21 protein-coding genes and 2 pseudogenes are annotated in these 24,683 nt (G+C 52.2%); 19 read left to right on the top strand and 4 right to left on the bottom strand.

The features are described from left to right. The first annotated feature begins 269 nt into the window (after positions 1–269). Together CDH47_RS15590 and CDH47_RS15585 are read left to right on the top strand one after the other, a co-directional pair. Positions 270–2,051 carry a putative bifunctional diguanylate cyclase/phosphodiesterase gene (locus CDH47_RS15590; RefSeq protein WP_100640995.1) on the top strand — a complete coding sequence of 594 codons (1,782 nt, stop codon included), beginning with the start codon at positions 270–272 and terminating at the stop codon, positions 2,049–2,051. A gap of 79 nt (positions 2,052–2,130) precedes the next feature. Further along, positions 2,131–3,585 carry an alpha/beta hydrolase gene (locus CDH47_RS15585; protein ID WP_100640994.1) on the top strand — a complete coding sequence of 485 codons (1,455 nt, stop codon included), beginning with the start codon at positions 2,131–2,133 and terminating at the stop codon, positions 3,583–3,585. A 582-nt stretch (positions 3,586–4,167) separates the two neighbouring features. Here the strand turns inward: CDH47_RS15585 and CDH47_RS15575 are convergent. From CDH47_RS15575 to CDH47_RS15565, 3 genes are all read right to left on the bottom strand, one after another. Continuing rightward, positions 4,168–4,407: a hypothetical protein gene (locus CDH47_RS15575; RefSeq protein ID WP_100640993.1), complete on the bottom strand. Its 240-nt coding sequence runs from the start codon at positions 4,405–4,407 to the stop codon at positions 4,168–4,170. 396 nt (positions 4,408–4,803) lie between these two features. Continuing rightward, positions 4,804–6,138 carry an ATP-binding protein gene (locus tag CDH47_RS15570; protein ID WP_100640992.1) on the bottom strand — a complete coding sequence of 445 codons (1,335 nt, stop codon included), beginning with the start codon at positions 6,136–6,138 and terminating at the stop codon, positions 4,804–4,806. Continuing rightward, complete coding sequence (locus tag CDH47_RS15565) at positions 6,125–6,790, bottom strand: response regulator transcription factor (protein ID WP_100640991.1); 666 nt, start codon at positions 6,788–6,790, stop codon at positions 6,125–6,127. Before CDH47_RS15565 ends, CDH47_RS15570 begins: the two co-directional genes overlap by 14 nt. 202 nt (positions 6,791–6,992) lie before the next feature. Here CDH47_RS15565 and CDH47_RS15560 point away from each other — a divergent pair, with 202 nt between their 5' ends. The 11 genes and pseudogenes from CDH47_RS15560 (at position 6,993) to CDH47_RS15505 (ending at position 18,051) form a co-directional block, all read left to right on the top strand. Next, positions 6,993–7,526 carry a cupredoxin domain-containing protein gene (locus CDH47_RS15560; RefSeq protein ID WP_100640990.1) on the top strand — a complete coding sequence of 178 codons (534 nt, stop codon included), beginning with the start codon at positions 6,993–6,995 and terminating at the stop codon, positions 7,524–7,526. A 91-nt stretch (positions 7,527–7,617) separates the two neighbouring features. Beyond that, entirely contained in the window at positions 7,618–9,324 is a 1,707-nt protein-coding gene (locus CDH47_RS15555; RefSeq protein WP_100640989.1) for a copper resistance system multicopper oxidase, read from the top strand. Next, on the top strand, positions 9,321–10,070 hold the full coding sequence (locus tag CDH47_RS15550; protein WP_100640988.1) for a copper resistance protein B: 750 nt from the start codon (positions 9,321–9,323) through the stop codon (positions 10,068–10,070). The genes CDH47_RS15555 and CDH47_RS15550 overlap by 4 nt, the downstream gene beginning before the upstream one ends. A gap of 163 nt (positions 10,071–10,233) precedes the next feature. Then, positions 10,234–10,587 carry a hypothetical protein gene (locus CDH47_RS15545; RefSeq protein WP_100640987.1) on the top strand — a complete coding sequence of 118 codons (354 nt, stop codon included), beginning with the start codon at positions 10,234–10,236 and terminating at the stop codon, positions 10,585–10,587. An 11-nt stretch (positions 10,588–10,598) separates the two neighbouring features. Next, positions 10,599–11,963 carry an APC family permease gene (locus CDH47_RS15540; RefSeq protein WP_100640985.1) on the top strand — a complete coding sequence of 455 codons (1,365 nt, stop codon included), beginning with the start codon at positions 10,599–10,601 and terminating at the stop codon, positions 11,961–11,963. A gap of 30 nt (positions 11,964–11,993) precedes the next feature. Next, entirely contained in the window at positions 11,994–12,221 is a 228-nt protein-coding gene (locus CDH47_RS15535; protein ID WP_100640984.1) for a hypothetical protein, read from the top strand. Next, a pseudogene (locus CDH47_RS15530) lies at positions 12,151–14,370 on the top strand (copper-transporting P-type ATPase); the annotation flags it as partial. The gene CDH47_RS15535 and the pseudogene CDH47_RS15530, both read left to right, overlap by 71 nt. 93 nt (positions 14,371–14,463) lie before the next feature. Continuing rightward, positions 14,464–14,886 carry a c-type cytochrome gene (locus CDH47_RS15525; protein ID WP_239985838.1) on the top strand — a complete coding sequence of 141 codons (423 nt, stop codon included), beginning with the start codon at positions 14,464–14,466 and terminating at the stop codon, positions 14,884–14,886. 286 nt (positions 14,887–15,172) lie between these two features. Further along, positions 15,173–15,631 carry an ATPase gene (locus tag CDH47_RS15520; RefSeq protein WP_100640980.1) on the top strand — a complete coding sequence of 153 codons (459 nt, stop codon included), beginning with the start codon at positions 15,173–15,175 and terminating at the stop codon, positions 15,629–15,631. 4 nt (positions 15,632–15,635) lie between these two features. Then, the gene (lgt, locus tag CDH47_RS15515) at positions 15,636–16,436 is read left to right on the top strand and encodes a prolipoprotein diacylglyceryl transferase (RefSeq protein ID WP_100640978.1); all 801 of its coding nucleotides are present in this window, start codon (positions 15,636–15,638) and stop codon (positions 16,434–16,436) included. Positions 16,437–16,980: 544 nt separating this feature from the next. Next, on the top strand, positions 16,981–18,051 hold the full coding sequence (locus CDH47_RS15505; RefSeq protein WP_100640974.1) for a YncE family protein: 1,071 nt from the start codon (positions 16,981–16,983) through the stop codon (positions 18,049–18,051). A 45-nt stretch (positions 18,052–18,096) separates the two neighbouring features. On the opposite strand, the gene CDH47_RS15500 is transcribed toward CDH47_RS15505, so the two are convergent. After that, the gene (locus CDH47_RS15500; protein ID WP_100640972.1) at positions 18,097–18,822 is read right to left on the bottom strand and encodes a cation diffusion facilitator family transporter; all 726 of its coding nucleotides are present in this window, start codon (positions 18,820–18,822) and stop codon (positions 18,097–18,099) included. 69 nt (positions 18,823–18,891) lie between these two features. On the opposite strand from CDH47_RS15500, the gene CDH47_RS15495 reads away from it, so the two are divergent. From CDH47_RS15495 to tnpC, 6 genes and pseudogenes are all read left to right on the top strand, one after another. Further along, positions 18,892–19,299: a MerR family transcriptional regulator gene (locus tag CDH47_RS15495; RefSeq protein ID WP_100640970.1), complete on the top strand. Its 408-nt coding sequence runs from the start codon at positions 18,892–18,894 to the stop codon at positions 19,297–19,299. Between the two features lie 472 nt (positions 19,300–19,771). Further along, positions 19,772–20,122 (top strand): hypothetical protein, encoded by a 351-nt coding sequence (locus tag CDH47_RS15490; protein ID WP_100640968.1) that lies wholly within the window; start codon positions 19,772–19,774, stop codon positions 20,120–20,122. A gap of 29 nt (positions 20,123–20,151) precedes the next feature. Further along, positions 20,152–21,114, top strand: coding sequence for a DUF932 domain-containing protein (locus CDH47_RS15485; protein ID WP_100640966.1), 963 nt, complete (start codon positions 20,152–20,154; stop codon positions 21,112–21,114). An 85-nt stretch (positions 21,115–21,199) separates the two neighbouring features. Beyond that, positions 21,200–22,201 (top strand): YqaJ viral recombinase family nuclease, encoded by a 1,002-nt coding sequence (locus CDH47_RS15480; RefSeq protein ID WP_100641136.1) that lies wholly within the window; start codon positions 21,200–21,202, stop codon positions 22,199–22,201. Positions 22,202–22,262: 61 nt separating this feature from the next. After that, positions 22,263–23,153 (top strand): recombination directionality factor, encoded by an 891-nt coding sequence (locus tag CDH47_RS15475; RefSeq protein WP_100640965.1) that lies wholly within the window; start codon positions 22,263–22,265, stop codon positions 23,151–23,153. Between the two features lie 286 nt (positions 23,154–23,439). Beyond that, a pseudogene (gene tnpC / locus CDH47_RS15470) lies at positions 23,440–24,683 on the top strand (IS66 family transposase); the annotation flags it as partial.

Genomic DNA, 24,683 nt, shown 5'->3' with positions numbered 1-24,683 from the left:
CCAGGATGGCCACAGGACAGCTATGCCTTGACTCTCGTCGAGCTAGACAGTGCTATTCGCAACTTCCAGCCTGGTTAAGTGTCTGAATCATATTGCTGCCTGGAACTGTCTAGCCTATAGGTACGCATAATTGACACATCTCATTTTTATCGGCTATAAGGTTTTGAAATGGATGATGTGTTGTCTCGGGAAGTCTGCGCCTGACTTCCCTTTCAAAAACCGGTTAGCTCAAACAAGCGTGTGAAGGCAGTTATTAGGTGGGAGAAACTATGGACGAAGGTGGAGGCGAAGAGCCGATAGCAGCCTCTGCCAGCACGGCAGGAGGCGAACAAATTGGGCTGACACTTAAGGCCGTACTCAAGGAAAATAGCCAACTCAAAATGGCGCTGAACGCACACGCGATTGTCGCATCAACAGATGCGAAGGGCGTCATTACAGCGGTTAATGACAAGTTTTGTGCGATATCGCAATACGCACGTGAAGAGCTCATCGGGCACACACACAGGGTTATCAACTCCGGCCACCACCCCCGTGAATTTTTTCAGGGTCTTTGGCGGACTATAGCCAGAGGCGAAGTGTGGAGTGGCGAGGTCTGTAATCGCGCCAAAGATGGGTCGCTATACTGGGTGCAGTCCACTATTGTTCCTTTTTTAGATGAGGACGGTAAGCCTGAACAATACATAGCGATTCGGGCAGATATAACCGCAAGAAAAGAAGCTGAAGCTGAAGCCCAGCGAATGGCGCTTCACGATGCGTTGACCAACTTGCCCAACAGGCGACTTATGACGGATCGGCTGAGCCAGGCGATCGCAGACAAAGCGCGACACTCAGGTTTCGGGGCGGTGTTGCTGATGGATCTGGATCATTTCAAAGAGGTAAACGATACACTTGGGCATGCGACGGGTGATGATCTGCTGAAACAAACGGCAGAGCGCTTGGCCAGTTGTGTCCGCCAGGTGGACACGGTTGCAAGGTTAGGGGGCGACGAATTTGTGACCATACTGGATGACATCGGTGCTGACTTGGAGAGCGCCGTGTTAAATGCCGGCCATATCGCCGAGAAAATCCGTAGCACATTGACCGAACCCTATCAGCTTGGTCGTCAACACTGGGAGGTTACACCCAGCATAGGAATTGCTCTTTTTAACTCTGTTCACGATAACCCGGAAGAGCTGATCAAGAGGGCTGACATAGCCCTGTATGAAGCCAAAGACGCTGGCAGAAACCAACAATGCTTCTTTAATCCCTCATTACAAGAAGAGGCCATTAATCGAGCGCTTCTTATGCGGGATTTGCGCTTGGCACTCGACAACAACGAACTGGTTTTGCACTATCAACCCATAGTTGATGAGCAAAAAAACATCTTGGGTTTTGAAGCTTTAATTCGCTGGTTTCATCCCAAGCATGGGCCGATTTCACCGGGCACGTTCATTCCTCTGGCTGAACAAACCGGTTTGATTCTGCCTATCGGTGAGTGGGTATTGAAAACGGCCTGCGCACAACTGGCCGAGTGGGGTGACGATCCACAGCACGAAGCGTTGACTGTTGCTATCAATGTGAGTGCCCGGCAATTGAATCAGGGTGACTTTGTTGACACGATCAAAAACGTGATTTCCCAAACCGGTGCTCGTGCAGATCGGCTCAGGCTCGAGCTAACGGAGAGCATGCTGCAGGCTAATGTGCTTAGTACGATTACCAAGATGGACGCTTTGCGCCTGCTAGGAGTGAGGTTCTCACTAGACGACTTTGGCACTGGCTATTCGTCACTTAGTTATCTGAAGCGACTGCCACTTGATGTGCTGAAGATCGATAAGTCCTTTGTTGAAGACATTTTTGCAGACCCTAGTGATGCAGCTATTGCACGAACGATCATTGCACTGGCAAGAAGTCTGGATATCGATGTGGTGGCTGAGGGTGTTGAAACTGCTGAGCAGTTGGAGTGGCTTCTCGACCATGGTTGTGTGTTCTTTCAGGGGTATTTGTTTAGCCCGCCTGTGCACAAAGAGCAAGCTAGCAAAATGCTCACGCGGCGGCCTAAGGTCTACTTCTGAACCCTGCTACAAATGGGGGGCCAGGTTTCTATGAACTACACTGGTTTTGGGTGAGAGGAAATTCAGGCGAGGGATTGTTATGATTGCTTCAGATCAGGTGCTTGATCTTTTACAGGGGTCTTTGCCGAATAGGTTTTTGACGATTCACAGAAAGTCACCATTCACTGCCGACTATGTTAATGGCCGCATTGTGGTAGTTACAGGCTCTGGCTATAAGACTGCACTTTCTACTAATGATTTTCTTAAACTTATATCTATGGTGGTTGAGCTTAGAGTTCTGGTCGTCTCTAGGTATAAGAAATACTTCTTCAATGCTTCTTATTTCCTTCCTGTAGCCTTATATATACTTGATAAGGTAGAGGGTAAGAACCAATATTCGTTTGTTATTGCCGATGAGAAAACAATAATACGTAGAGTTTCGACGCAAAAAAAACTCTCACGTCATGTGGCGGCGATGACTACCGGTATTCGTAAAGAAATTGGCACTGCCTCTTTAGCGCCACAGTTAACATATGCGGAAGCTACCCCCACAATAGAGCGTGATGGAACGCGAAAATTCACTCCTATTGATGTGTATTTTGCGACGAATAGAAAGCCGTTAAATAGCCCTGAGTACTTCTCATCTGAGCGGAATGACAGCATTACATACGGCAGAGCCGTGGTAACAATCCCGGCAGACCGTAAAGGCGGTAAAATAAAACGACCATTTGAGTTCTTTACGATAAAGATGAAAGAGAGAAAGGATAAACATTTCACGATAGAAAGAATTGATTGTCAAAGTGAGGTTCAATTTTTTGAAAGTGTACACTCAAAGTCTGACGGTCAAAAACTTCTTGTCTTTGTGCATGGCTATAATGTAGATTTTTTAGGCGCCGTTTTTAAGACTGCTCAGATAAAGTATGACTTTGGTATTACCGAAGAGCCGGTGATACTTTTTAGTTGGCCCTCGAAAGGAAGTGTGCGTGGCTATGCCCACGATAAAGAAAGCTCTCTTTACTCGCGCGACTCGTTGAAAGAGTTTCTTGGTAAACTCTCCACCCTTGGATATACAGAGATTTCAGTGATTGCTCACAGTATGGGTGGTTTTTGTTTAGCTGAAGCGATAAAAGCAAAGATTGATGGTGCTTTCTCTTTTTCCCGTCTGGTTTTAGCGTCTGCGGATATTAGGCTCAAAGATTTTAGATACAATTATCTGGATTCTCTAAAAAATAATTTTCACCAAGTTGCACTATATGTTTCAGGCACCGACACAGCACTGAGGTTATCTCGAAGTGCGAATATGTCGGTGAGGGTTGGAGATTGTAGCCAGGAAATTGCAGTATACGATGGTGTAGACACTGTTGATATGTCATACAATAAATACCAGTTTTTCGATCTGAGAATAATGGCACACTCTTATTTCTCTGATTCTGATCGCGTTATGGATGACCTGCATGGGTTTATCAGAAATGGAATTCCCGCGAATAAGCGGAGACTGGATAAGATCGACGTTCCTCCTTTGTACTATTACCGAATAAAAGGAGTTCATAGTTGACTCAAGCTCCCTAGTTGTCGATCATACATTCACTGCCTTCTTGAGATAAGACTATTATTGCCTGTGCCTAGCCAGTCTTAAGGCTCAAAGGCTTTAGCGGGGATGATCTTTAGAAACTGCGATCTCGGAACAGCTTGCGCTGGGTAAGCGCTCATTCCACGACGTAATTAACTTACTTCACATTACGAGGTGGTCGTAGTAACTCTGGCAAGACGCTTGTAGCGTCCTGCCATCATCGCCTAGCACGATAACACTCTTGCGGTTAATCTTGGTGACGATCCCAAGCACCGGGCCGTCCCGGTCCTCGAAGGTCACCTTCAGGCCCACTCTCAACGTAACTAATGGGATGGACTCCTCCTCACCCTACTTTGGCGCCAATGCGTCATAATGATGAGTGAGTTAGACCACCATCTGGAGGATGGCGGCGACCGCTTACAGTTATTGAAGTTATTAGGCACTTATACAGACACACATACGTCGCCTTTGTGGAGCTCTTTCCGTGAGTGTGTGCCTATTGTGTCTAAAACGTATAAATTTCCTGAAGCCGTTGTGGGGCGCGGGTTTAAGATTTAGGCAGAGTGTCTAAATACGCATAGAAATTTGAACAACAATTGTTAACACGAAAACCGTGCAAGCCAACGGCAATGAAGCTAGAGCCACCTTAAAATATAGTCCAGCCATATCAACTATAGACATATCGACGAGTGATAGATTCACCTGCTTAATTCCTTTCGACTGGCTAGCAATTATTTTAAGGCTGCTGTTCATTTCCTCTACTTTTATTGCTAACTCTTTTATTTCTTCCGAGTTGATGTCAGTCATGATCCGCCTTTTGAGTTATGTTTTTCACGACTTTATCATGGATAACCGCAATAAACGATAGCCTGCTTCGCAAATACGCAGGAAAACCATTTCCCCTTTTATACCGTGCGAAGAACAGAAGCCTTCTCCTTGTTAGGGTGCCTCAATTGGACGTTAACTTATTGATAGTTGCGAGTTATTGGACACATATAGCTGTTACCTCTTACTACAGCATCAACCAAATGGGGAAGAAAGTTCAACAGTCATCTCAAAGCTTAAGCAAGACGTTAGAAAAGCTAACATTAGCACTGTAGCAGGCTAACGTCCTACGATTAATTCGGCGGTCGGAGATCCGATCGCCTTTTCCAAAGTATTTATTTTTTATTTAAATGCAGGCCTACAATGCAGAATGTAAGTTTAATTAGGGATCTCAACAGTCACCCTCAATCCCCCTCGGGGGGGTGTTGAGAAAGAAACGCTTCCGCCGTAACGCTCTACTATTTCCCTTACAATGGCGAGTCCAAGACCATGGCCGGGCGTTTGTTCGTCGAGCCGTAGCCCGCGTTGACCCAGGCAGGACATTTCACTTTCTTTGACGCCCTGGCCATCATCAGACACGGTTATCTGATTAGTTCCATCACCTTGAGCCAGCGAGAGCTCTACGCATGAGTGTGACCATTTCCCCGCGTTGTCGAGCAGGTTGCCCAGCACTTCGCTTAAATCATGCTCCTCAATGGGCCAGCGAGTCTCATCGGTGAGGACCGTCTGAAGCTCAAATGACTTTTCCGGATACAATCGACCGAGCATCCAGAGCAGGTCGCGAGCCTGTTTTACTGGGCAGGCGCTTTTGCCTACTTGCGGCCCGGCAAATTGACTACGACGTATCTCAGCCTCCAACTGATGATCGATATCCCCCAGGCGCGAGCCCATTTCTTGCCTGAGTTCATTGTTCAGTGGGCGGCTGCTGTCTTCAAGAATCTGTCTGACGGCTGCAATCGGTGTTTTAACGCTGTGGGACAAGTTCGCGAGCGCCTCCCGAGACCGTTCAAGCCGTTGATCCAGAGAATCCAATAGCTGGTTAAGTTGATTAACCAGCGGCAAAAACTCTTCGGGGGCCTCTGCATTGATCCGGGATATTTCGCCGCTCTGTAGCCTTTTCAGTGCAGCCTGCAGCGATACAACCGGGCGCATGGAAAGGTTGATGCCGAACCAGATGACCCCTACCAGTAAAATGATCAGTAAAACGGAAACAATCGCGGTCCATGCATGCAACTCTGCCTGGCCTCTCTTAAGGGCTCCCATATCTTCTGCAACAATCACGGTGACGGGCACGCCGTGGGCTGAGAAGGTTCGCCGGTACGCCAGAATATCGGTTGGTGCGTTGGACAGTTCAGTGTCGTGTAGCCAGATGCTTGCTTCTTCATCGGACTGCAGCAATGGAATGAGTAGTGGGCGCCAGGATTGTGGTGACACGGCCGTCTGAGTCGGCGACTGAATGACAAAGGCGTGGTGGAACACCTCCTCAAAGTAGTTTCCGGTTTCGAGTTCGTCTATCTCACCATCAGACTGGCGAATATGGTGTTCCAGAAAGGCCACTTCATCTTCCAGTCGACTCTCAACGAACTCGCGGGACATCCTCTCCAGAAGCAGCCCATGTATCAGCCATGCAATAGCCATCAGGGCGATGCCCGCAGGTAGCAGTAGAAGCAGGAGCCAGCCTTTCACAGACCTGGGCTTTCTAATCAACATCATTAAACAGGTATCCCTGGCCGCGTCGTGTAACGATAGTCTCTGGCCCGACCAGCTTTCTCAGGCGCCGTATGTAAGCCTCGATCACATTTTCGTTTGGGCTTTCGTTAAGATTGTAAAGCTGCTCGATAAGTTGCTCTTTTGAAAAAATGTGGCCGGGCCGGCTCATCAGGCACCGCAAAAGCCGGAATTCGGTTCCGGTAAGGCTATGCTCTGTGCCATCTGCAACTTTCAGACACTGTCGGTTCTCATCCAGTTCAAAGCGTCCCGCCGTCACCGACGATTGAACTCTACCCTCACTCCTTCGCATGATTGCGTTTAATCTCGCAATCAGTTCTTCAATCTGAAAGGGTTTGGCAAGATAGTCATCTGCACCCGCCTTCAGGCCATTAACTTTATCTTGCCAGTCGCCTCGTGCGGTCAGGATCAGCACGGGGAAAAGAAGGTTGTTAGCGCGCCACTTTCTGAGCACGTCCAGGCCATTTCCGTCTGGCAACCCGAGGTCGAGCACGCAGGCTTTATAGTCCTCCTGGTCTCCCAAAATGACTGCTTCTTTGGCCGAGCGGGTAATATCAACGCTAAAACCGGCCTTCTCAAGCTGGCTGGCAAGCCCATCGGCAAGCAATCGATCGTCCTCTACCAGCAGTAATCTCATAGGTTATTCCTTTGTGTTGGCCAAGCCTTCTTTACGCAGTCTCGCTGACCAACCTGAATTCAACCTGAACAGAAAATAATTCGATTTTTTCAGAAAGAGTTCAGGTTCATGAGGGATCTTAGCCCCTTCTTAAGGCAGGGGCTCACCGTACCTGGCTAATTAACAGGACCTGAACGCACGTCCTATTACACGAGGAAAGTGAATGATTTCACCAAGGTTGATAGTAGCAGCAACGGCCATGTCTATCTCTTTTACGGCTTTCGGCGGCGGTACGCACGGAGGAGGGCACGGTCATGGAGCAAATGCGGGGGAGCCGGGCAAGGCCGGGGACGCAAATCGCACAGTTTCAATCAAGATGTATGACAACTACTACGAGCCAGAAACCATAGCAGTTAACCCCGGAGAAACCGTGCGCTTTGTGGTTCAGAACAAAGGCCAATTGGTACACGAATTCAACATTGGCACCCCGGATGTGCACGAAGCCCATCAAAAAGAAATGATGATGATGGTTGAACACGGCGCTATTCAGGGCGGCAAGCTCAATCACGACATGATGGAAATGGATATGGGGGACGGCCAGTCCATGAAGCACGACGATCCGAATAGCGTGCTGTTGGAGCCTGGTGAGAGTGCAGAAATTATCTGGACATTTTCCAAACAGGGCAATATCGAATTTGCCTGCAACGTGCCAGGGCACTACCAGGCTGGCATGTACGGCGACGTAAATTTCAACTGATTCCTTTCGAACGATTAAGAGCTTATGGCGCCTGCTCTTTGGCTGGCGCTGGACCTTTGATTACTACGACGTAGTTCGGGAGCAGTTGATCATGAAGAAAACCCTTGTTGCAGGTGCCTTGAGCCTGCTTATACCGGCTATTGGTTTAGCCGCTGAGTACAACCTGACCGTAGACCGGGTGAAAATCGATACCGGGGAATTCGTGAAAGAGGGTGTTGGTTACAACGGCAAATCTCCTGGCCCGGTATTGCGTTTTAAAGAGGGGGAAGAGGTGTCAATCAACGTCACCAATAACCTTGACGAGATGACCTCTATTCACTGGCACGGTTTGATTCTTCCCTTCGAGCAGGATGGCGTTCCGGGTATCAGTTTTCCCGGCATCAAACCCGGTGAGACGTTCACCTACAAATTCCCCATCACGCAATCGGGAACCTACTGGTTTCACAGCCACTCGGGCTTTCAGGAGCCGGAGGGGGCATTCGGTTCCATTATTATCGAGCCAGAAGGACGTGAACCGTTTCGCTACGACCGGGAATACGTGGTCCAGTTGACCGACAAGCACCCGCATTCCAGCGAACGGGTTATGCGCAACCTCAAGGTAACGCCGGATTACTACAACCGTAAACAGCAAACCGTGGGGGAGTTCTTTTCAGACGCTTCCGAAAACGGCTTCCTGAGCACGGTGAAAGAGCGCTTGGCCTGGGGCGGCATGCGGATGATGCAAGCCGATGTTGAAGATTTGCAGGGTTTCACCGGCATGATCAACGGCAAAAGCCCGAAACAGAATTGGACAGGCATCTTTGAACCCGGTGAACGCATTCGGCTGCGTTTTATCAACTCATCCGCGATGACCTATTTCGATATCCGGATTCCGGGCCTGGAAATGACGGTTGTACAGGCCGACGGTAACAACGTTCAGCCTGTTAACGTGGACGAGTTCCGTATTGGCGTCGCGGAAACCTACGATGTGATCGTGCGACCAAAAGATGAGCAGGCCTATACGATTTTTGCCGAATCCAAGGGGCGCTCCGGTTATGCGAGAGCAACGCTGGCGACCGAAGAGGGGATGGAAGCGGCCGTTCCGGAATTGCGTGAACCGGCACGCCTGACAATGGCGGATATGGGCGGCATGTCAGGCATGGATCACGGTGATATGCCAGGCATGGATCATGGTGACATGGCTGAAAACGATGAAATGGCCGGCATGGATCATTCGAACATGGCCAACATGGACCATGGCTCAATGGCGATGCCAGAGGCTGGCCCAAGCGATCCTTTCTACGCTGAAGGCAGTGGGTTGGTTCCCACCGCAGCTAATGGCGGTAAATTCCTGTCGTATGCCGATCTGAAAGCGCAGAAGCCGCTCTATGAGCAACGGGAGCCTGCACGGGAAATCGAGCTGCGCCTTACCGGCAACATGGAGCGCTACACCTGGAGCATCAATGGCGTTAAATACGAAGATGCTGACCCCATACGGCTGAAATACGGCGAACGGGTTCGCTTCAAATTCGTGAACGAAACCATGATGACGCACCCTATGCACCTGCACGGTATGTGGTCGATCCTCGATGTCGGAGCTGGCCAATGGAATCCGGTCAAGCACACCGTCAGTGTCCAGCCCGGCACCACGGTTTACATGGAAACGGAAGTGGATGCTTCCGGACAATGGGCCTTTCATTGTCATCTGACCTATCACATGGCCGCCGGCATGTTCCGCAAAGTCATTGTTGAAGGTGGGCCAGAATCTACACAGGCCGCATCCAGCGAACAGTCGAGCAATGCCGGGGGTGACGTATGAAGCTTTGGAAACCATGGGTGGCAAGCGCGATTGTGACCATCGGCGCCATACCGGCGTTAGCATCCGGCCAGGATTTCATGGCAGACACCACCCAGCGCAAACAACCGTTGAAGGTGTGGGGCGCGCAGTTCGAAGAACTTGAATATCGTTACAGTGACAATGATGAAGAAATAGGCGTGTGGGACGCGGATTTCTTCTACGGCACCGACAAATTCAAAGCCCGCTGGCTTACCAGCGGAGAGTATTCCTTTGAAGAGCGGGCTTACGAAAAACTCGAAAACCAGTTGGTTGGTCAAATTCCGATATCCACATTTTTCGATGCCAAGGCCGGGGTGCGGTTCGACACACCGGAAGGCCCGGACAGAACCTATGCAGTGCTCGGCGTTACCGGCCTGGCGCCTCAGTGGTTTGAAATCGATGCGAACGTTTACGTGAGCAAAGATGGCGACACGTCTGCTGATCTGGATGCAGAGTATGAGCTGCTGCTCACCAATCACTGGATACTGGCGGCATCTCTGGATGCAACGGTGGCGTTCAGTGAAGACCGGGAAATTGGCGTGGGTAAAGGCCTGGTGTCGACAGAAACCGGGTTGCGGCTGAGTTATGACCTGATTGACCGTGCATTTTCGCCTTACGTTGGCGTTGTTCATGAACGTAAACACGGCGATACGGCGGACATCGCCAGGGCTGGTGCTGGTAGCACAGAGGATTGGTTTGCGGTTATTGGAGCACGGCTCTCCTTCTGAGGTGACAAACAGGCTAGGGCAGGGACCTCTGGCCTGTTTTTGCATACATTGATGTAACGCAAATTGCGATATGCATGGATCTTTTGCCCTCCGATTTTCAGTTGTAATTCAGTTAGACATGTTCTGATAGAGACTGGGAACACGGGTTGAGAGGTGCAAGATTATGACTAAAGTCCACAAAGCAACAAATCAGGAGCAGTTTCTGCTTCGGCGTAAACTGACGGTTGAAGGCCTTTCTGAGGCTCAATGGAGCGATTTGATCCAGGAGCTGAACCATCACCCATGTGTGGATTTTGCAGAGAGTAAACCGGAAGGAAAACTGATTGCTGTGTTTGATGGAACACATTGGTCCACAGACGAGTTGGTTGTTCTTATTGAAGCTAACGGGGGGCGCTTGAAAACAGGTTGGTGGCAGCGCCAAAGGCTCGCCTGGTATCGGTTCACCGATGATAACGTTCGTGCAAACGCCAAGCATGAACCCTTTTGTTGCTCCAAAATTCCACCAATGAAGAAATGAAGGGAGGCTAAATGAGCAAGGAGCAGGACAGAACCACTCGTTACAATGCAGATAGCCTGACACTATCAGGGGCGGTCATGCTGGGCACGGGTGTGATGATTGGTGCCGGTATCTTTGCGCTGACCGGGCAAATGGCCCAAATGGCAGGCGCCCTTTTTCCGTTGGCCTTTCTGGCAGCTGCCATTGTTGTTTCCTTCAGTGCCTACTCTTATATCAAGATTTCCAACGCCTATCCCTCTGCGGGTGGCATTGGCATGTATCTCCATAAGGCTTATGGGGACAAGCTAGCAACGGCGTTTAACGCGTTATTGATGTATTTCTCCATGGTGATTGCCCAGAGCTTCCTGGCCCGTACCTTCGGCTCCTACACCATGCAGTTATTTGGCGGCGATGAAAGCGGGCGCATGGTACCCATCCTGGGTGTGTCGCTGATTCTTGCAGCATTCCTGATCAACTTGCTTGGTAATCGCTGGGTTCAGGGCACGGCGTCGCTGATCGGAATTCTCAAGATAGGCGGTATTCTGGTATTCGGGCTGGTGGGTGTCTGGTTAGCTGACAGCCTTGCGGTCGATTTTTCTAGAAGTGGTGAGGCTGGCACTGCCGGCAACTTTCTGGGCGCAACGGCACTGGGCATACTGGCCTTCAAAGGGTTCACTACCATTACCAACAGCGGCTCTGAAGTAAAAGACCCGCATCGCAATGTTGGCCGCGCCATCGTCATCTCCATTGCTGCCTGCGTTGTGCTTTACACCCTGGTGGGCTTTGCAGTGGCGAGCAATCTGTCGCTCGCAGAAATCATTGAAACCCAGGACTACTCACTGGCGGCCGCTGCACGCCCGGCACTGGGTGATTACGGCCTGTGGTTTACGGTGGTGCTTGCCATGATGGCCACGGCGGGGGGCATTCTCGCCAGTATTTTTGCGGTATCCCGCATGCTCGCCATGCTGACCGAGATGAAACTGGTACCCCACAGCCACTTTGGAATGCCTGGCAGTATCCAGAAACACACGCTTGTATACACCGTGGTGTTGGGGCTGGTTCTGACTGCGTTTTTCGATCTCTCAAGAATCGCGGCTTTGGGCATCGTCTTTTATCTGGTTATGGACATTGCCATTCATTGGGGTGTGCTGCGCTACCTGTACCGGGATGTGAAGGCCAGAAGGTGGATACCCGCCATGGCAATTGTTCTGGACCTGATGGTTCTCGGTGGCTTTGTGTGGGTCAAGCTGAATACGGACCCCTTTGTCATTGGTGTGGCGGTAGCCACTATGGTTGTTATAGCGATTGCCGAACAGATATTTCTGAAGTCACCAGCCAGAAGAAAGGCTATAGAGAGTGATATGGAGAGCGATGAGCATCATGCACACCATCACTGATATTCAACTCGTAAGTTGGAGGGTAACCCTATGATGGAAGGACACATGTTTGGTAACACTATGTGGGCAGGGCATTGGCTATGGATGCTCGTTATTGCGATTGTGGTAGTTATACCTGCCTGGCGAATCTGCCAGCGTACCGGTTATCCCGGGTGGATGGGCGTGCTTGTTCTTATCCCGGTGGTGAACCTGGTTCTTCTGTATTTCATCGCGTTTTCGGATTGGCCGGCGGACAAAACAGGAGCGCGCAATGAGTGAGCATCACGGAGAGCCTGTCGAGCCGGTAGCCCCGGGAACCATGTATACCTGCCCAATGCACCCGGAGATACGCCAACAAGGACCCGGCGACTGCCCAATTTGCGGCATGGGGCTGGAGCCGGAAGAAGTCAGCCTTGAAGATGGGCCATCGGCAGAGCTAACCGATATGACACGCCGCTTCTGGGTTGGCCTGCTTCTCGCGTTCCCGGTGTTGATACTTGAAATGGGCGGGCATCTCATCGGGATTGACCACATTATATCGCCGCAAACCAACAACTGGATCCAGCTAGCACTGGCAACGCCTGTTGTGGCCTGGTGTGGTTGGCCGTTCTTTGTTCGGGGCTGGAAATCCGTGCTCAGCCGCAACCTGAACATGTTCACGTTGATTGCTATGGGTACTGGCGTTGCGCTGATTTATAGCCTTGTCGCAACGTTGGTTCCACAGATTTTCCCCGATGCTTTCCGCCAGGTGGATGGCTCGGTCGCCGTTTATTTCGAAGCGGCGGCGGTTATTGTGGTGCTGGTGTTGCTTGGGCAGGTGCTGGAGTTGCGTGCTCGAGAGAAAACGTCGGGTGCGATAAAAGCGCTTCTGGATCTGGCCCCGGCCACGGCAAGAAAGCTGGACGATGACGGGGGTGAGTCCGACGTTTCCCTGGATCAGGTGAAGGTCGGTGACCGCTTGCGAGTGCGCCCGGGCGAAAAAGCACCCTTGGATGGAGAGATTCTTGAGGGGCGCTCCAATGTTGACGAATCCCTGGTGACGGGTGAACCCCTGGCTGTGAGTAAGCAGGCGGGCGACCAGGTGATTGGTGGCAGCATGAACCGGCAAGGCGGCTTCATCATGCGTGCCGACAAGGTCGGGCGCGACACCATGCTGTCGCAGATTGTGCAGATGGTAGCCAATGCGCAGCGCAGCCGTGCGCCGATTCAGGCTTTGGTAGACAAAGTGTCCGGCTGGTTTGTTCCAGTGGTCATCGTAGTCGCCGTTGTTGCCTTTATTGTCTGGTCGGTTGTCGGGCCAACGCCGCCAATGGCCTATGGCCTTATTGCAGCGGTGAGCGTGCTGATTATTGCGTGCCCATGCGCTCTTGGCCTGGCTACTCCCATGTCGATCATGGTTGGCGTAGGGCGGGGCGCACAAAAAGGCGTGTTGATCCGTGATGCCGAAGCGCTTGAGCGTATGGAGAAGGTCGATACGGTGGTGGTCGATAAAACCGGCACACTGACCGAAGGTAAGCCTGCGGTGACGAGACTGGTTGCGGCAAGCGGGTTCAGTGAGGAAGACCTGATGCGATATGCCGGTGGCCTGGAGAAGGGCAGTGAGCACCCGCTGGCGCATGCGATTCTTGATAAAGCCAAAGCCATGGATCTTGCGTTGCCGGATGCAGAGGATTTCGACTCGCCCAATGGTAAGGGTGTAACCGGCAAGATTGACGGGAAAAGCGTTCTTATTGGCAACCGGTTGTTAATGGAGTCGCAAGGTGTCGATACCTCTGCCTTTGAAGAAAAGGCAGATCAGCTTCGTGTGGATGGAGCCACGGTGATATTCACCGCAGTGGACGGTCAGGTTTGTGGATTGATTGCCATTGCAGATCCCATCAAAGCAACCACCGAAGCAGCGATAACCTCGTTGCAGAAGGACGGCATCCGCGTGGTTATGCTGACAGGGGACAACCAGACCTCTGCTGAAGCCGTCGCCCGCAAGCTCCATATTGATGAAGTCAAAGCAGAAGTGCTACCAGAGGACAAAGCGAAGATCGTCCAGCAATTCAAGGATCAGGGCCGTATCGTGGTAATGGCCGGAGACGGTGTGAACGATGCCCCGGCGTTGGCTACGGCCGATGTGGGTGTTGCCATGGGTACCGGCACGGATGTGGCTATTGAAAGCGCGGGCGTGACGCTTTTGCGCGGTGATCTGATGGGCATTGTGGAAGCGCGTCACTTATCAATCGCGACCATGCGCAACATACGTCAGAACCTGTTTTTTGCCTTTATTTATAACGCGGCTGGTGTGCCGATTGCCGCCGGTGTGCTCTACCCGGTTGCTGGGATTCTCTTATCACCGATTTTTGCCGCTGCGGCGATGTCATTGTCTTCGGTGAGCGTCATTGCCAACGCACTCCGTTTGAGAGTGGTTAAGCTGCACTAAGCAGGATTTGAGTGTCATTTGATGAAGCGCCCAGCGGCAACCAGCGCCCACGGTTCCTGAGCTGTGGTGCTCCAAAAACTGAGGTATAAAAGCATGATGCGTAGGTTAAAGATTTCATTGGGTGCCCTTCTGATCGGCCTGATCAGTGGCTGTAGTGACGGGACAGTGGATGGCCGTTGGTATACTCAGGCTCAAATTGACCGTGGAGCTACCGTGTTCGCTGATAATTGCGCAAGCTGCCATGGTTCCAACGCTCAAGGTGCCTTTAGTTGGAGGAAGCGACTGGAAGATGGTTCCTTTCCACCGCCACCACTGAACGGATCCGGGCATGCTTGGCATCACCCATTCGATATGCTTATGGGTACAATCGCTCTAGGTGGAGCTCCCATGGGTGGCCAAATGCCAGCTTTCGGTGATGTGCTGCCCAAAGAAGATCAAAAAGCCGCCATCGCTTTCTTCCAAAACAAATGGGACAAGCGGGTCTATGATGCCTGGGCTCAAAGGAGCGGGCTGTAATCTCTGCGTTTAGCTGAATGCCTCCGTTTTCTATCCGGATCAATCGTCAGAATTCTTATTTCCTCCAAACATCAAAAATAGCCCCATTACCTGACAGGTTGGGGCTATTTTCCTCACCCCTCACACATACTGGCTGGCCGGCTTTCCGGTGAAGGGGTGGCCTGTCTTGGCCACGCCGAATCGGGCCTGTTCCAATGCCGGTTTTATGGTCTGGATTTTCAGTATGAATTCAGGTCGTTGTGGTTCACTACAACTTCAGACAGCACATTGTTAAAGGGGCGTCCCAATGGAAATAAAAACGTTTAAGGAATTGATCAGTTGGACCCGCGATCTTCATGCCCACCTAGCGCGTTGTCTTTCTCATTGCGCGACGAGGAACGAAGAAGAAAGGGCCCAGGCTCTGCTGGACTACCTGGCAACCCGGGAATCTGAAATTGAACATATTGTGAACGAATTTGAACGCCAGGCGGACACCAACGCCCTGGAAACAAGGGTTTATGACTATCTGTCACATCACCCTATTAAAACCCACCGAACCTGTGATGAGCCGTATGCAAAGCTTGATTTCAACGGTATCTGTCGGGAAGTATTCGATTTCCACAACCAGATTACTGACCTCTACCAAACACTGGTCGAGAAAGCAGAAATCCCAAAGGTAAAAGAGTTGATGGAGTCACTGCTGACGATGGAGCTAAACGAATCCAAGCGCCTGGCTCGTCAGGTTGGCAGGATGGGCGATTTGTAAGCCAATGCTCAACTATCCAAACATCGATCCGATCGCGATTTCGCTGGGCCCGCTGCAAATTCATTGGTATGGCCTGATGTACCTTGTTGGCTTTCTCGCGGCATGGTGGCTGGGTCGCCGCCAGGCCTTTCAATTGGGGCTGGATACTGACGCAATCGAAACGCTGATTTTCTACTGCGCTATGGGCGTCATACTGGGTGGTCGCCTGGGGTATGCGCTTTTCTATGGCCTGGACAACCTGGTCGATAACCCGCTTTGGTTGTTCAAAATCTGGGAAGGCGGCATGAGTTTTCATGGTGGCTTTGTCGGGGTATTGGTCGCGGCTTCCATCTTCGCCCGCAAACATAGTCTGCATTTTTTTTGTCTCACTGACTTTGTCGCACCGCTGGTGCCGATCGGCCTGGGGGCAGGGCGTATCGGAAACTTTATCAATCATGAGCTTCCAGGGCGAGTCAGCGATGTGCCCTGGGCCATGGTGTTTCCCAATATGGGCTCGGCGCCGCGCCATCCGTCTTCACTGTATGAGTTTGCGCTGGAAGGTGTCGTGTTGTTCGCGTTGCTCTGGTGGTATTCGAGCTATCCTCGCAGAACGGGAGCAACGTCTGGACTGTTCTTGTTGCTCTACGGAATTTTCCGTTTTTCTGTCGAGTTTGTTCGCCTTCCCGACCCGCAGTTGGGGTTCATCGCCAATGGCTGGATGACCATGGGGCAACTGCTCACCCTGCCAATGATTATTGGTGGTTTGGCATTGATTGGTTGGTCGAGATATCAGCCCATTAACACTGCAAAGATGGCGAACGTCTGATGAAAGGTGTCCTCCATACCCATCATGCAACCGTCGCATTGATCAACGCTCGACCATCTTTTTGCAGGGCGGTACTGACTGGTTTCGGCAACACTTGGAGCTGAATGGGTTCCACCCTATCGTTATTGGCGGACGCGACCCCGCAGCCTTTATCTGGGGATTTTCAAGGCAGAATCCCGGCCCTGCGTATACGGCTGGGGGACCCGGATGAACTGCGCAGCAATCAGATGAACAAGACCCTCGACTTACTTAAGTACCGTGCCTTGGCGCCGGAGTCCGGGCAAGCCGAATCCCTGCACGGTTCGGTCATCAGATCAAAGATGAGATCCGTTTAAACTGTAAATGTAGATGTCAGGTTTCTTCAATAGCTTGGACGGTCTGTTTTGGCCTTGATTCTGATCGAACAAATATATGTTTAACAACCGTTTTCAGCCTTGTTTCAGCTTCGTGTGTTGGACTGCGGATAATGATCACGCACGGTTGGAAATCTTGTCAGCCGAGCGGGGAAATCGTAATGGAACCCTCTTACCCTAAAGGTGACACGATGAAACTTCGGCGACAGAAACACTGGTTAGTTGGGCTTACCGCCAGCATCACAATGAGTTTATCGCTGATGGCAACCGCAGACACGACCCGGGCCTTTATTCCCATGGGAATGGCCGATTCCGTAGGCGTTATTGATCTGGAGAGTCGCCAGATGACGTCTTCAATGTCTGGAACTGTGAACACTCATGGTTCGGCCTTGACTCCGGACGGACGATATCTGGTGGCAGGTAGCCTGACTGCTCATGAGAGCGAGAAGCCCGTCAGCCGCCCCGAAGGCGTGACCGAAGACGAGCACGCCGCTCATCATGGTGGTGGGGCGGCTACGGCATCGGAAGAAACGAATACCGGGCGACTCTATGTGATGGACACTGCCACCAATTCGATTTCTCGCACACTGGAGGTGCCGGGGCCGGTACACCATGTTCTGGTGACATCGGACGGTCGCTATGCCGTGTCCACTCATCCCATGGGCGGCGGTATCAGCGTTGTTGATCTGGACTCCGGCAAGCAGTTTAAGTCTGTGGCGACGGGGCCGGCACCCAATTACGTGGTGGAAACGGAGGGCGGGCAGTCTCTTCTGGTCAGCAATAGTGGCAATGGCACTATCAGCGAAGTGGACACCACGCACTGGTTCGTCAAGCGCAACCTGCGGATTGGTGGTGGCCCGGAACATATGGTGCTCGCTCCCGACAATGAACGGCTTTATGTGAATGATGTTGCATCGGGTCAAGTGAGTGTCGTTGAGCTTGCGAGCGGCGCCGTGGCGGCAACCTACGAAGTCGGTGAAGAGCCCCATGGTGTTGGTTTGAGCAACGACGGCCAGATACTTTTCGCAACCAGCAAAGGCAGCAACCGGATCGTTCGTATTGAGCTCGACACCGGAGATCGTCACAGCGCACCACTGGCTCCGGCACCCTATCACTTGGCTGTATCGCCTCATGGTGGCCAGTTATTGGTTACCAGTCGTGCAGAGAGCAAGCTCTGGGTTCTCGAGCCGGACTCTCTCGACATAATTGATGAGGTTCCGCTCAAAGGTATAGGTCATCAGATATCACTTGGGTTCCAGTGATACCGGGTTTTGCATCGCCTAACTGAATTGCCTGGCGGTTGGCTGTTACTGGGTGTTTCCTCCGGAACTGCTGCCACAGGTGGTTTGCGATGATGAGCAGCAGCTGCTTCCGGCGCTGTTGACCTCTTCTTTGCTTGGTTGCTTGGTGGTTTCAGCGTCACCGACACGCCATTCTTCCAAAGCTTCACGGATAACCTGCCAAGCGGAGTGCAGAAAAAGCGCGGCAATGGCTAGGCCGACAATAATATCCGGCCACAAGGTATTGGTGAGTGCGACCAGTCCAGCCGCAAGGATGACGCTGGTGTTGGCGACCAGGTCGTTCCGTGAACACAACCAGGTGGAACGCATGTTGAGGTCATCTGCACGATGGCGGTAGAGCAATACGAAACAGATGCCATTCGCCATCAGGGCAAGAACACCAACCGCACCCATCCACTCGGCTGAGGGCACTTCCTGTATCACCAGTTTGCGGATAGCGTCGGCTACAACAACCAGCCCGAATAACAGCATAAAACCGCCCTTGAACAGAGCCGCCCCAGCGCGCGCCCGACGGCTTCTGTCCAGTACGAACAGTGTCAGCGCATAGACGGACGCGTCGCCAAACATGTCCAGAGAATCGCCCAGTAGCGCGGTAGAGCTTGCGATCCAGCCGGCGGCGAATTCCACCACAAACATCACCGCATTGATGGCAAGGGCAATATAAAGCACCCGGCTCTGATTGGCCCTCAGTTGTGCCAGTTCACCAGCCTTGTTTTCACAGCAGCTATCCACGATAGAGCCTCCTAAAATTGGCAATTCACCGGTACACTAAGGGTTATAGTTACTATAAGGTCAATGGCTATGAGCGAAAAAAGTTACACAGTCGGCCGGTTGGCCGATGATACGGGCATCAAGGCCGTGACCATTCGCTACTACGAAAAAATTGGACTGTTACCGAAAGCCAGCCGGTCGGAATCCGGCTATCGTTTATATTCCGAAGCGGATTGTTCGCGGCTGCTTTTTATCCGACGAAGCCGCGGGCTCGGATTCAGTCTTGATGATATCCGTGAGCTGCTGTCGCTGGCTGATCGCCAGCAGGACTCCTGTGCTGGCGTGGATGCTAAAGTAGAACAACAGCTGGAACAGGTGCGCTCTCGATTGAAAGATCTGCGTGCAATGGAACACGAATTGGAAAGACTGACTGCGTGTTGCGAAGGCGGGGTTATCATGGACTGCCGCATTGTTGAGACGCTGTCTGGCGCGACTTAGGTGCGCTCTCGAGAGGCTCGATCGTGAATGCTGTTAAGGTGAAGCACAACACCGCCTTGTTGCGCTTTATGGGCTGATGCGGAAGGGCGGATGGTGCCCCCGGCAGGACTCTTATTTGTTTGTAAGTGGTTGTATTGTTTGGTTATTAGATTTTTAATGTTTTATATGTGCCCCAAAATATACCCCCAGAATCACTTCTGTAATTGGGAGTGGTTCCCAATATGAAGTGATCCCAGCACTTTGGTTTGCAGGCTAATTAGTGCTATTCGCACTTAATGAGTGTCTGCTACTGAATGCTTTTCCGCTACTAGCAAGCGGGCCTTAAGTTTAACAAGCTTTCTGCGATTCGTGGAGCGACTACGCAACCTGCCGGTATCGCTATCCGCATTCCAAATAATCTCAAACATATATCACCTTTGTGAAAGAAGGCGCTGACCGTGCCTTCCCTCCCTAAATCACAGAGGTAACTCCAATGTCAGAACAATGCCCTAACTGCCAATCAACTCGAATTGGCAAGAACAACTACGGAAAGAAAACTGCTGGTGTAGTCGGCGCGTCCGCAGGTACTTACGGTGGTTATGCTGCTGCCACAGCTGGTGCTCAAGCCGGGGCTGCGCTTGGAATCGTTGCTGGCCCTGTAGGTGCAACGGTGGGTGGTATCGGTGGTGCTGTTATTGGTGCGCTGCTGGGAGGTGCCACTGGCGCTTCCGCTGGCGTGATTCTCGGTAATGTCCTGGATGAGCGTGTGCTCGACAACTACCACTGCCTTGAGTGCGGTTACACCTTCAGTGACGACTCCGGTTCCACCGATAACATCCGTTAACCCCCTCGCCAATTCAAAGGAGAACAATCATGGCCCACCTTATTGAACAGATGGCCTATGTCGGCCAGACCCCTTGGCATGGCCTGGGGAATCAGCTCACCACAAATCAGCCCTTGGAAGTCTGGGCAAAACAGGCTGGCTTGGACTGGCAAATCGAAGAAAGCCCGGTGCGCTTCGTCACCAATTCCAGTGGTCCACTTGGCGAAATTCGAGCGTACCCAAACAGCAAGGTGTTATACCGCTCTGATACCAAAGCGCCGCTGTCAGTCGTTGGCAACCGCTTCAAGGTTGTGCAGCCAGAAGAGATCTTGGAGTTCTATCGGGATCTGACGGAGGTCTCCGGCTTTGAGCTGGATACGGCTGGTGTGCTTAAAGGTGGTCGCAAGATGTGGGCGCTGGCGCGTACCGGTCAATCCGGTGTGCTGAAAGGCAACGATCAAACCAACGCCTATGTTCTTCTGGCCACAGCCTGTGATGGCACCATGGCCACCACGGCTCAGTTCACCAGTATTCGTGTGGTGTGTAACAACACCCTGGCTGTTGCCCTGAAGGATGCCACGGCAACGTCAGTGAAGGTGAAGCACAACACCGCCTTTAATCCGGAGTTGGTGAAAAAGCAGTTGGGCATATCCGTCTCTTCCTGGGATGACTTTATGTACCGCCTGAAAACACTGAGCGAACGCAAGGTCAAAACCACAGAAGCCCGAAATTACTTCCTCAAGGTGTTCACGGAGGATGTGAAAGAAGGCGTGGGCAAAACCAATGAACGATCCATGGCCCGAGCACTAAAGCTGTACGAGGGCGAAGGCATGGGTGCAGCTTTGGCGTCTTCCGACGGCACAGCTTATGGCTTACTGAGTGCAGTCACGGAATTCATTGACCATCACCGCAGGGCTAAAACCATTGATCACCGGGTGGATTCCGCCTGGTTCGGCACGGGCGCTAACGTGAAGAACCGAGCCCTGGAGCAGGCCATGTCACTGGTCGCCTAATGCAATTCATTTAAAACCAACACGACATAAAGCCCGCCGGAGCACTGAGCTCTAGCGGGCTTTTTTTATGTCTGGAGAAAACATCATGGGCATGACAGCAAGAGCTATTCAGAAGCAACGGCCAGCGTTAAGGCTGGTCTCCACCAAAGACCTCAGCCGGGATGAGTGGCTGAAGGTTCGTAAACAAGGCATTGGCAGTAGCGATGCGGCTGCAGCCATTGGCATAAATCCGTACCAGTCCCAGCTTGAACTATGGATGGTTAAAACCGGGCGAGATGAAGGATTGCCCAAGCCAGATTCTGACGACCCTACTTCTCCGGTGTACTGGGGAAATGTTCTAGAACCCATCGTCGCGGAGCAATACAGCCGACAAACCGGTCGTAAGGTGCGCCGGGTTAATGCGGTTCTGCAGCATTCCGATCCCGATAAGCACTGGATGCTGGCCAACCTCGATTACTCCGTTGCAGCCGATGACGAAGTGCAGATTCTGGAATGCAAAACAGCAGGAGAGTTCGGGTCACGGCTTTGGAAAGAGGGGGTGCCGGATTACATCCAGAGCCAGGTTCAGCATCAGTTGGCGGTTACAGGCAAACAGGCAGCGGATGTATGCGTTCTGCTGTGTGGCCAGTCACTGAAGATCTTTCGAATCGAACGAAATGAAGAACTGATCGATACGTTGAGCACACTGGAGCGCCAGTTCTGGCAGTACGTGGAAACGGACACGCCACCGCCTGCAGACGGAACCGATTCTGCCGACCGGGCATTACGGCATCTGTACCCAGTCGATCAGGGTGAAACCCTGGACTTCAGCGAAAGCAAAGAGCTGTCACAAGCCTTTGATGAGCTTCTGGCGATCCGGTCCGAAATGGACACTCTGAAATACACAGAATCTCACCTCAAGCAACGCATCCAGAGCCAAATGGGGGAGGCCTCCAAGGCCACCTTCCCAAGCGGCAGCGTTAGCTGGAAACGAAGCAAAGACTCTGTGGCGCTGAATACAAAGAAGCTGCTCAAGGAACAGCCAGAGCTACTGGAGCATTACCCACTCACCAGGCCGGGAAGCCGGCGATTCCTCATCCAAGCATGAACACCCCTTGGCCACGCGGGTCTGACAAGTGCCCCGTGGCCCTTTTATCAGGAGAGACATCATGATTAAAGGTTTAGCGATTACGCCGCCTGTGTTGGGGCGCATCAGCATCGGCCGGGTCGTTGAAAAGAACGGTATCCGCCTGCCGCAAAAAGACAATCAATTCACCATCACCTCCCAGATCCAGGAAAAGGACGGCTGGGTATTACACCCCATGGACGAAGAGCTGAGAAAGGACGCGCCAAGCGCCAAACTGCGAACCATTCCGGTGCGCATGTTGTTTAACGAAGCGGATCTCAATCTGCGAGCTGAATACACCATGTTCGACCGTAAAAGCGGACGACCTATGTGTGTCGGTAATGGCGATACATGTAAGCGCCTCACGCAATCAGGAGTGCAGTCGTTGCCATGCCCTGGGCCGACGTTGTGTGAATTCGGTAAAGGTGGGCTGTGCAAGCCCTACGGTCGTTTAAACGTGAAGGTAGGCGATGCCGATGACCTGGGTACATTCATCTTCCGCACCACAGGATATAACAGCATACGAACGCTTGCGGCCAGGCTGAGTTATTACCAGGCAGTTTCTGGTGGTTTGTTGGCACACATGCCGCTGGAATTGAAGCTTCGAGGGAAGAGCACGACGCAAAGCCGTCGCACGCCGATTTACTATGTGGATTTGGTGGTCAAGGAAGGGATGTCACTGCCGGAGGCTGTGGCTGAAGCACAGGAGAAGGCGAGGCAAATGAAAGAGGAGGGCGTTGATCAGGCTGCGCTGGATGCGGCTGCTGCCAAGGGGTTTGGGAATGCACTGTTTGAATATGACGAAGATGAGATAAGCCAGGTGGTTGAGGAGTTTTATCCGCCTTCTGCAGACGATATAACGAACTCTGGAGCATCGCCGGTACAAAAGCTAAAAGAGGATTTGGGGAAGATTCAGGCAGCATCTGGACAATAAACGAATTATGCAGGGAGGCGACTGCCTTCCTGCTTTCTGTATGGAAATCCCAGATTTTTTTGGGTATGGGGTCAGTAGTTGCGCGTCTGCTGCCAAACTTCTATTCCATTTATACTTAGCGAAATAGCAGCACAATGGTACTTGTGCTTACCTAAAGGTACGGCGCCAGAAGCCGATTAAAAATTCATACGCTATGCCACTTACGAAGTAATGAGGGGACCCTGCATGTCATTGGCCAGCAAATTGAATAATTTCTCCGTGGGAAAGAGGCTCACAGGCGGTTTTACGCCATAAGTTCGCAAAGCGCAGCGAACAACTGGATGCGTTTCAGCGCAACCTGCTGGATGAGCTGATCGACAGCGATCTTGCCGCCATTGAAGCGGAACTGGCACAGCTCACCGTTAATGAAACACCAGCCAAGCCTAAACAGCAGCCCAAACGCACGTCGCTGCCGCCCGAACTGCCCCGCATTCTGATCCACCATGAACCTGAAAACACCCAGTGCCGCTGTGGCTGCCAGTTCAAGCGCATAGGTGAAGACGTCAGTGAAAAGCTGGATTACGTGCCGGGCGAGTTCACAGTAGAGCGGCACATCCGTGGCAAATGGGCCTGTGAGCAGTGCGAAACCCTGACTCAGGCACCGGTGCCTCCGCAGGTCATCAATAAAGGCATTCCCACCGCTGGATTGCTAGCTCAGGTGTTGGTGGCCAAGTACTCAGATCATCTACCGCTATACCGTCAAGAACGCATCTTCGGTCGTGCTGGCTTCGCCATCCCGCGCTCCACTCTGGCGGAATGGGTAGGCGCTTGCGGTGTACAACTGCAACCGCTGGTGAATGCTCTTAGAGACTCACTACTGGAACACGGCGTTCTGCACGCCGATGAAACACCAGTCAGTATGCTGGCTCCGGGCAAGAAGAAAACCCACAAAGCCTACGTCTGGGCCTATTGCACCACACCGTTCTCCGATCTGAAGGCCGTTGTTTACGACTTCGCTCCGACCCGGGCGGGTGAGCACGCTCGCAACTTCCTGGAAGGCTGGCAAGGCAAACTGGTCTGTGACGATTACTCGGGCTACAAGGCGGGCTTCGGTAACGGCATCACCGAAATCGGTTGTATGGCTCATGCTCGCCGTAAGTTCTACGACCTGCACGAAGCCAACAAGAGCGAACTGGCCGCCAAAGCCTTGGAATACATCGGTGGGCTCTACGAGATCGAGCGGGAATCCAAAGACCTTCCACCGGATAAGCGGCAGGAAATCAGGCAAACCAAAGCCAAACCGCTTGCGGATGCGCTGCATCAGTGGATGCTGGTGCATCGACAGAAAGTTCCGGATGGCTCCGGCACGGCCAAAGCCCTGGATTACAGCCTCAAACGGTGGGAAGCGCTGACGCGCTACCTGGACGATGAGGCTGTGCCCATCGACAACAACTGGGTGGAAAACCAGATCCGGCCCTGGGCATTGGGCCGCAGCAATTGGCTGTTCGCGGGTTCACTGCGCAGTGGTCAACGTGCGGCTGCGGTCATGAC

The sequence above is a fragment of the Marinobacter salexigens genome, from assembly GCF_002806945.1.
Classification (GTDB): domain Bacteria; phylum Pseudomonadota; class Gammaproteobacteria; order Pseudomonadales; family Oleiphilaceae; genus Marinobacter; species Marinobacter salexigens.
This window is presented reverse-complemented; position numbering and strand designations above follow the sequence as displayed.

Excerpts from the sequence above, each read along its gene's own strand:
- CDH47_RS15525 (WP_239985838.1), top strand. The coding sequence starts at position 14,464 with ATGATGCGTAGGTTAAAGATTTCATTGGGTGCCCTTCTGATCGGCCTG.
- CDH47_RS15590 (WP_100640995.1), top strand. The coding sequence starts at position 270 with ATGGACGAAGGTGGAGGCGAAGAGCCGATAGCAGCCTCTGCCAGCACG.
- CDH47_RS15505 (WP_100640974.1), top strand. The coding sequence starts at position 16,981 with ATGAAACTTCGGCGACAGAAACACTGGTTAGTTGGGCTTACCGCCAGC.
- CDH47_RS15495 (WP_100640970.1), top strand. The coding sequence starts at position 18,892 with ATGAGCGAAAAAAGTTACACAGTCGGCCGGTTGGCCGATGATACGGGC.
- CDH47_RS15475 (WP_100640965.1), top strand. The coding sequence starts at position 22,263 with ATGATTAAAGGTTTAGCGATTACGCCGCCTGTGTTGGGGCGCATCAGC.
- CDH47_RS15575 (WP_100640993.1), bottom strand. The coding sequence starts at position 4,407 with ATGACTGACATCAACTCGGAAGAAATAAAAGAGTTAGCAATAAAAGTA.
- CDH47_RS15565 (WP_100640991.1), bottom strand. The coding sequence starts at position 6,790 with ATGAGATTACTGCTGGTAGAGGACGATCGATTGCTTGCCGATGGGCTT.
- lgt (WP_100640978.1), top strand. The coding sequence starts at position 15,636 with ATGCTCAACTATCCAAACATCGATCCGATCGCGATTTCGCTGGGCCCG.
- CDH47_RS15585 (WP_100640994.1), top strand. The coding sequence starts at position 2,131 with ATGATTGCTTCAGATCAGGTGCTTGATCTTTTACAGGGGTCTTTGCCG.
- CDH47_RS15490 (WP_100640968.1), top strand. The coding sequence starts at position 19,772 with ATGTCAGAACAATGCCCTAACTGCCAATCAACTCGAATTGGCAAGAAC.
- CDH47_RS15545 (WP_100640987.1), top strand. The coding sequence starts at position 10,234 with ATGACTAAAGTCCACAAAGCAACAAATCAGGAGCAGTTTCTGCTTCGG.
- CDH47_RS15520 (WP_100640980.1), top strand. The coding sequence starts at position 15,173 with ATGGAAATAAAAACGTTTAAGGAATTGATCAGTTGGACCCGCGATCTT.
- CDH47_RS15540 (WP_100640985.1), top strand. The coding sequence starts at position 10,599 with ATGAGCAAGGAGCAGGACAGAACCACTCGTTACAATGCAGATAGCCTG.
- CDH47_RS15560 (WP_100640990.1), top strand. The coding sequence starts at position 6,993 with ATGATTTCACCAAGGTTGATAGTAGCAGCAACGGCCATGTCTATCTCT.
- CDH47_RS15550 (WP_100640988.1), top strand. The coding sequence starts at position 9,321 with ATGAAGCTTTGGAAACCATGGGTGGCAAGCGCGATTGTGACCATCGGC.
- CDH47_RS15535 (WP_100640984.1), top strand. The coding sequence starts at position 11,994 with ATGATGGAAGGACACATGTTTGGTAACACTATGTGGGCAGGGCATTGG.
- CDH47_RS15570 (WP_100640992.1), bottom strand. The coding sequence starts at position 6,138 with ATGATGTTGATTAGAAAGCCCAGGTCTGTGAAAGGCTGGCTCCTGCTT.
- CDH47_RS15485 (WP_100640966.1), top strand. The coding sequence starts at position 20,152 with ATGGCCCACCTTATTGAACAGATGGCCTATGTCGGCCAGACCCCTTGG.
- CDH47_RS15480 (WP_100641136.1), top strand. The coding sequence starts at position 21,200 with ATGGGCATGACAGCAAGAGCTATTCAGAAGCAACGGCCAGCGTTAAGG.
- CDH47_RS15555 (WP_100640989.1), top strand. The coding sequence starts at position 7,618 with ATGAAGAAAACCCTTGTTGCAGGTGCCTTGAGCCTGCTTATACCGGCT.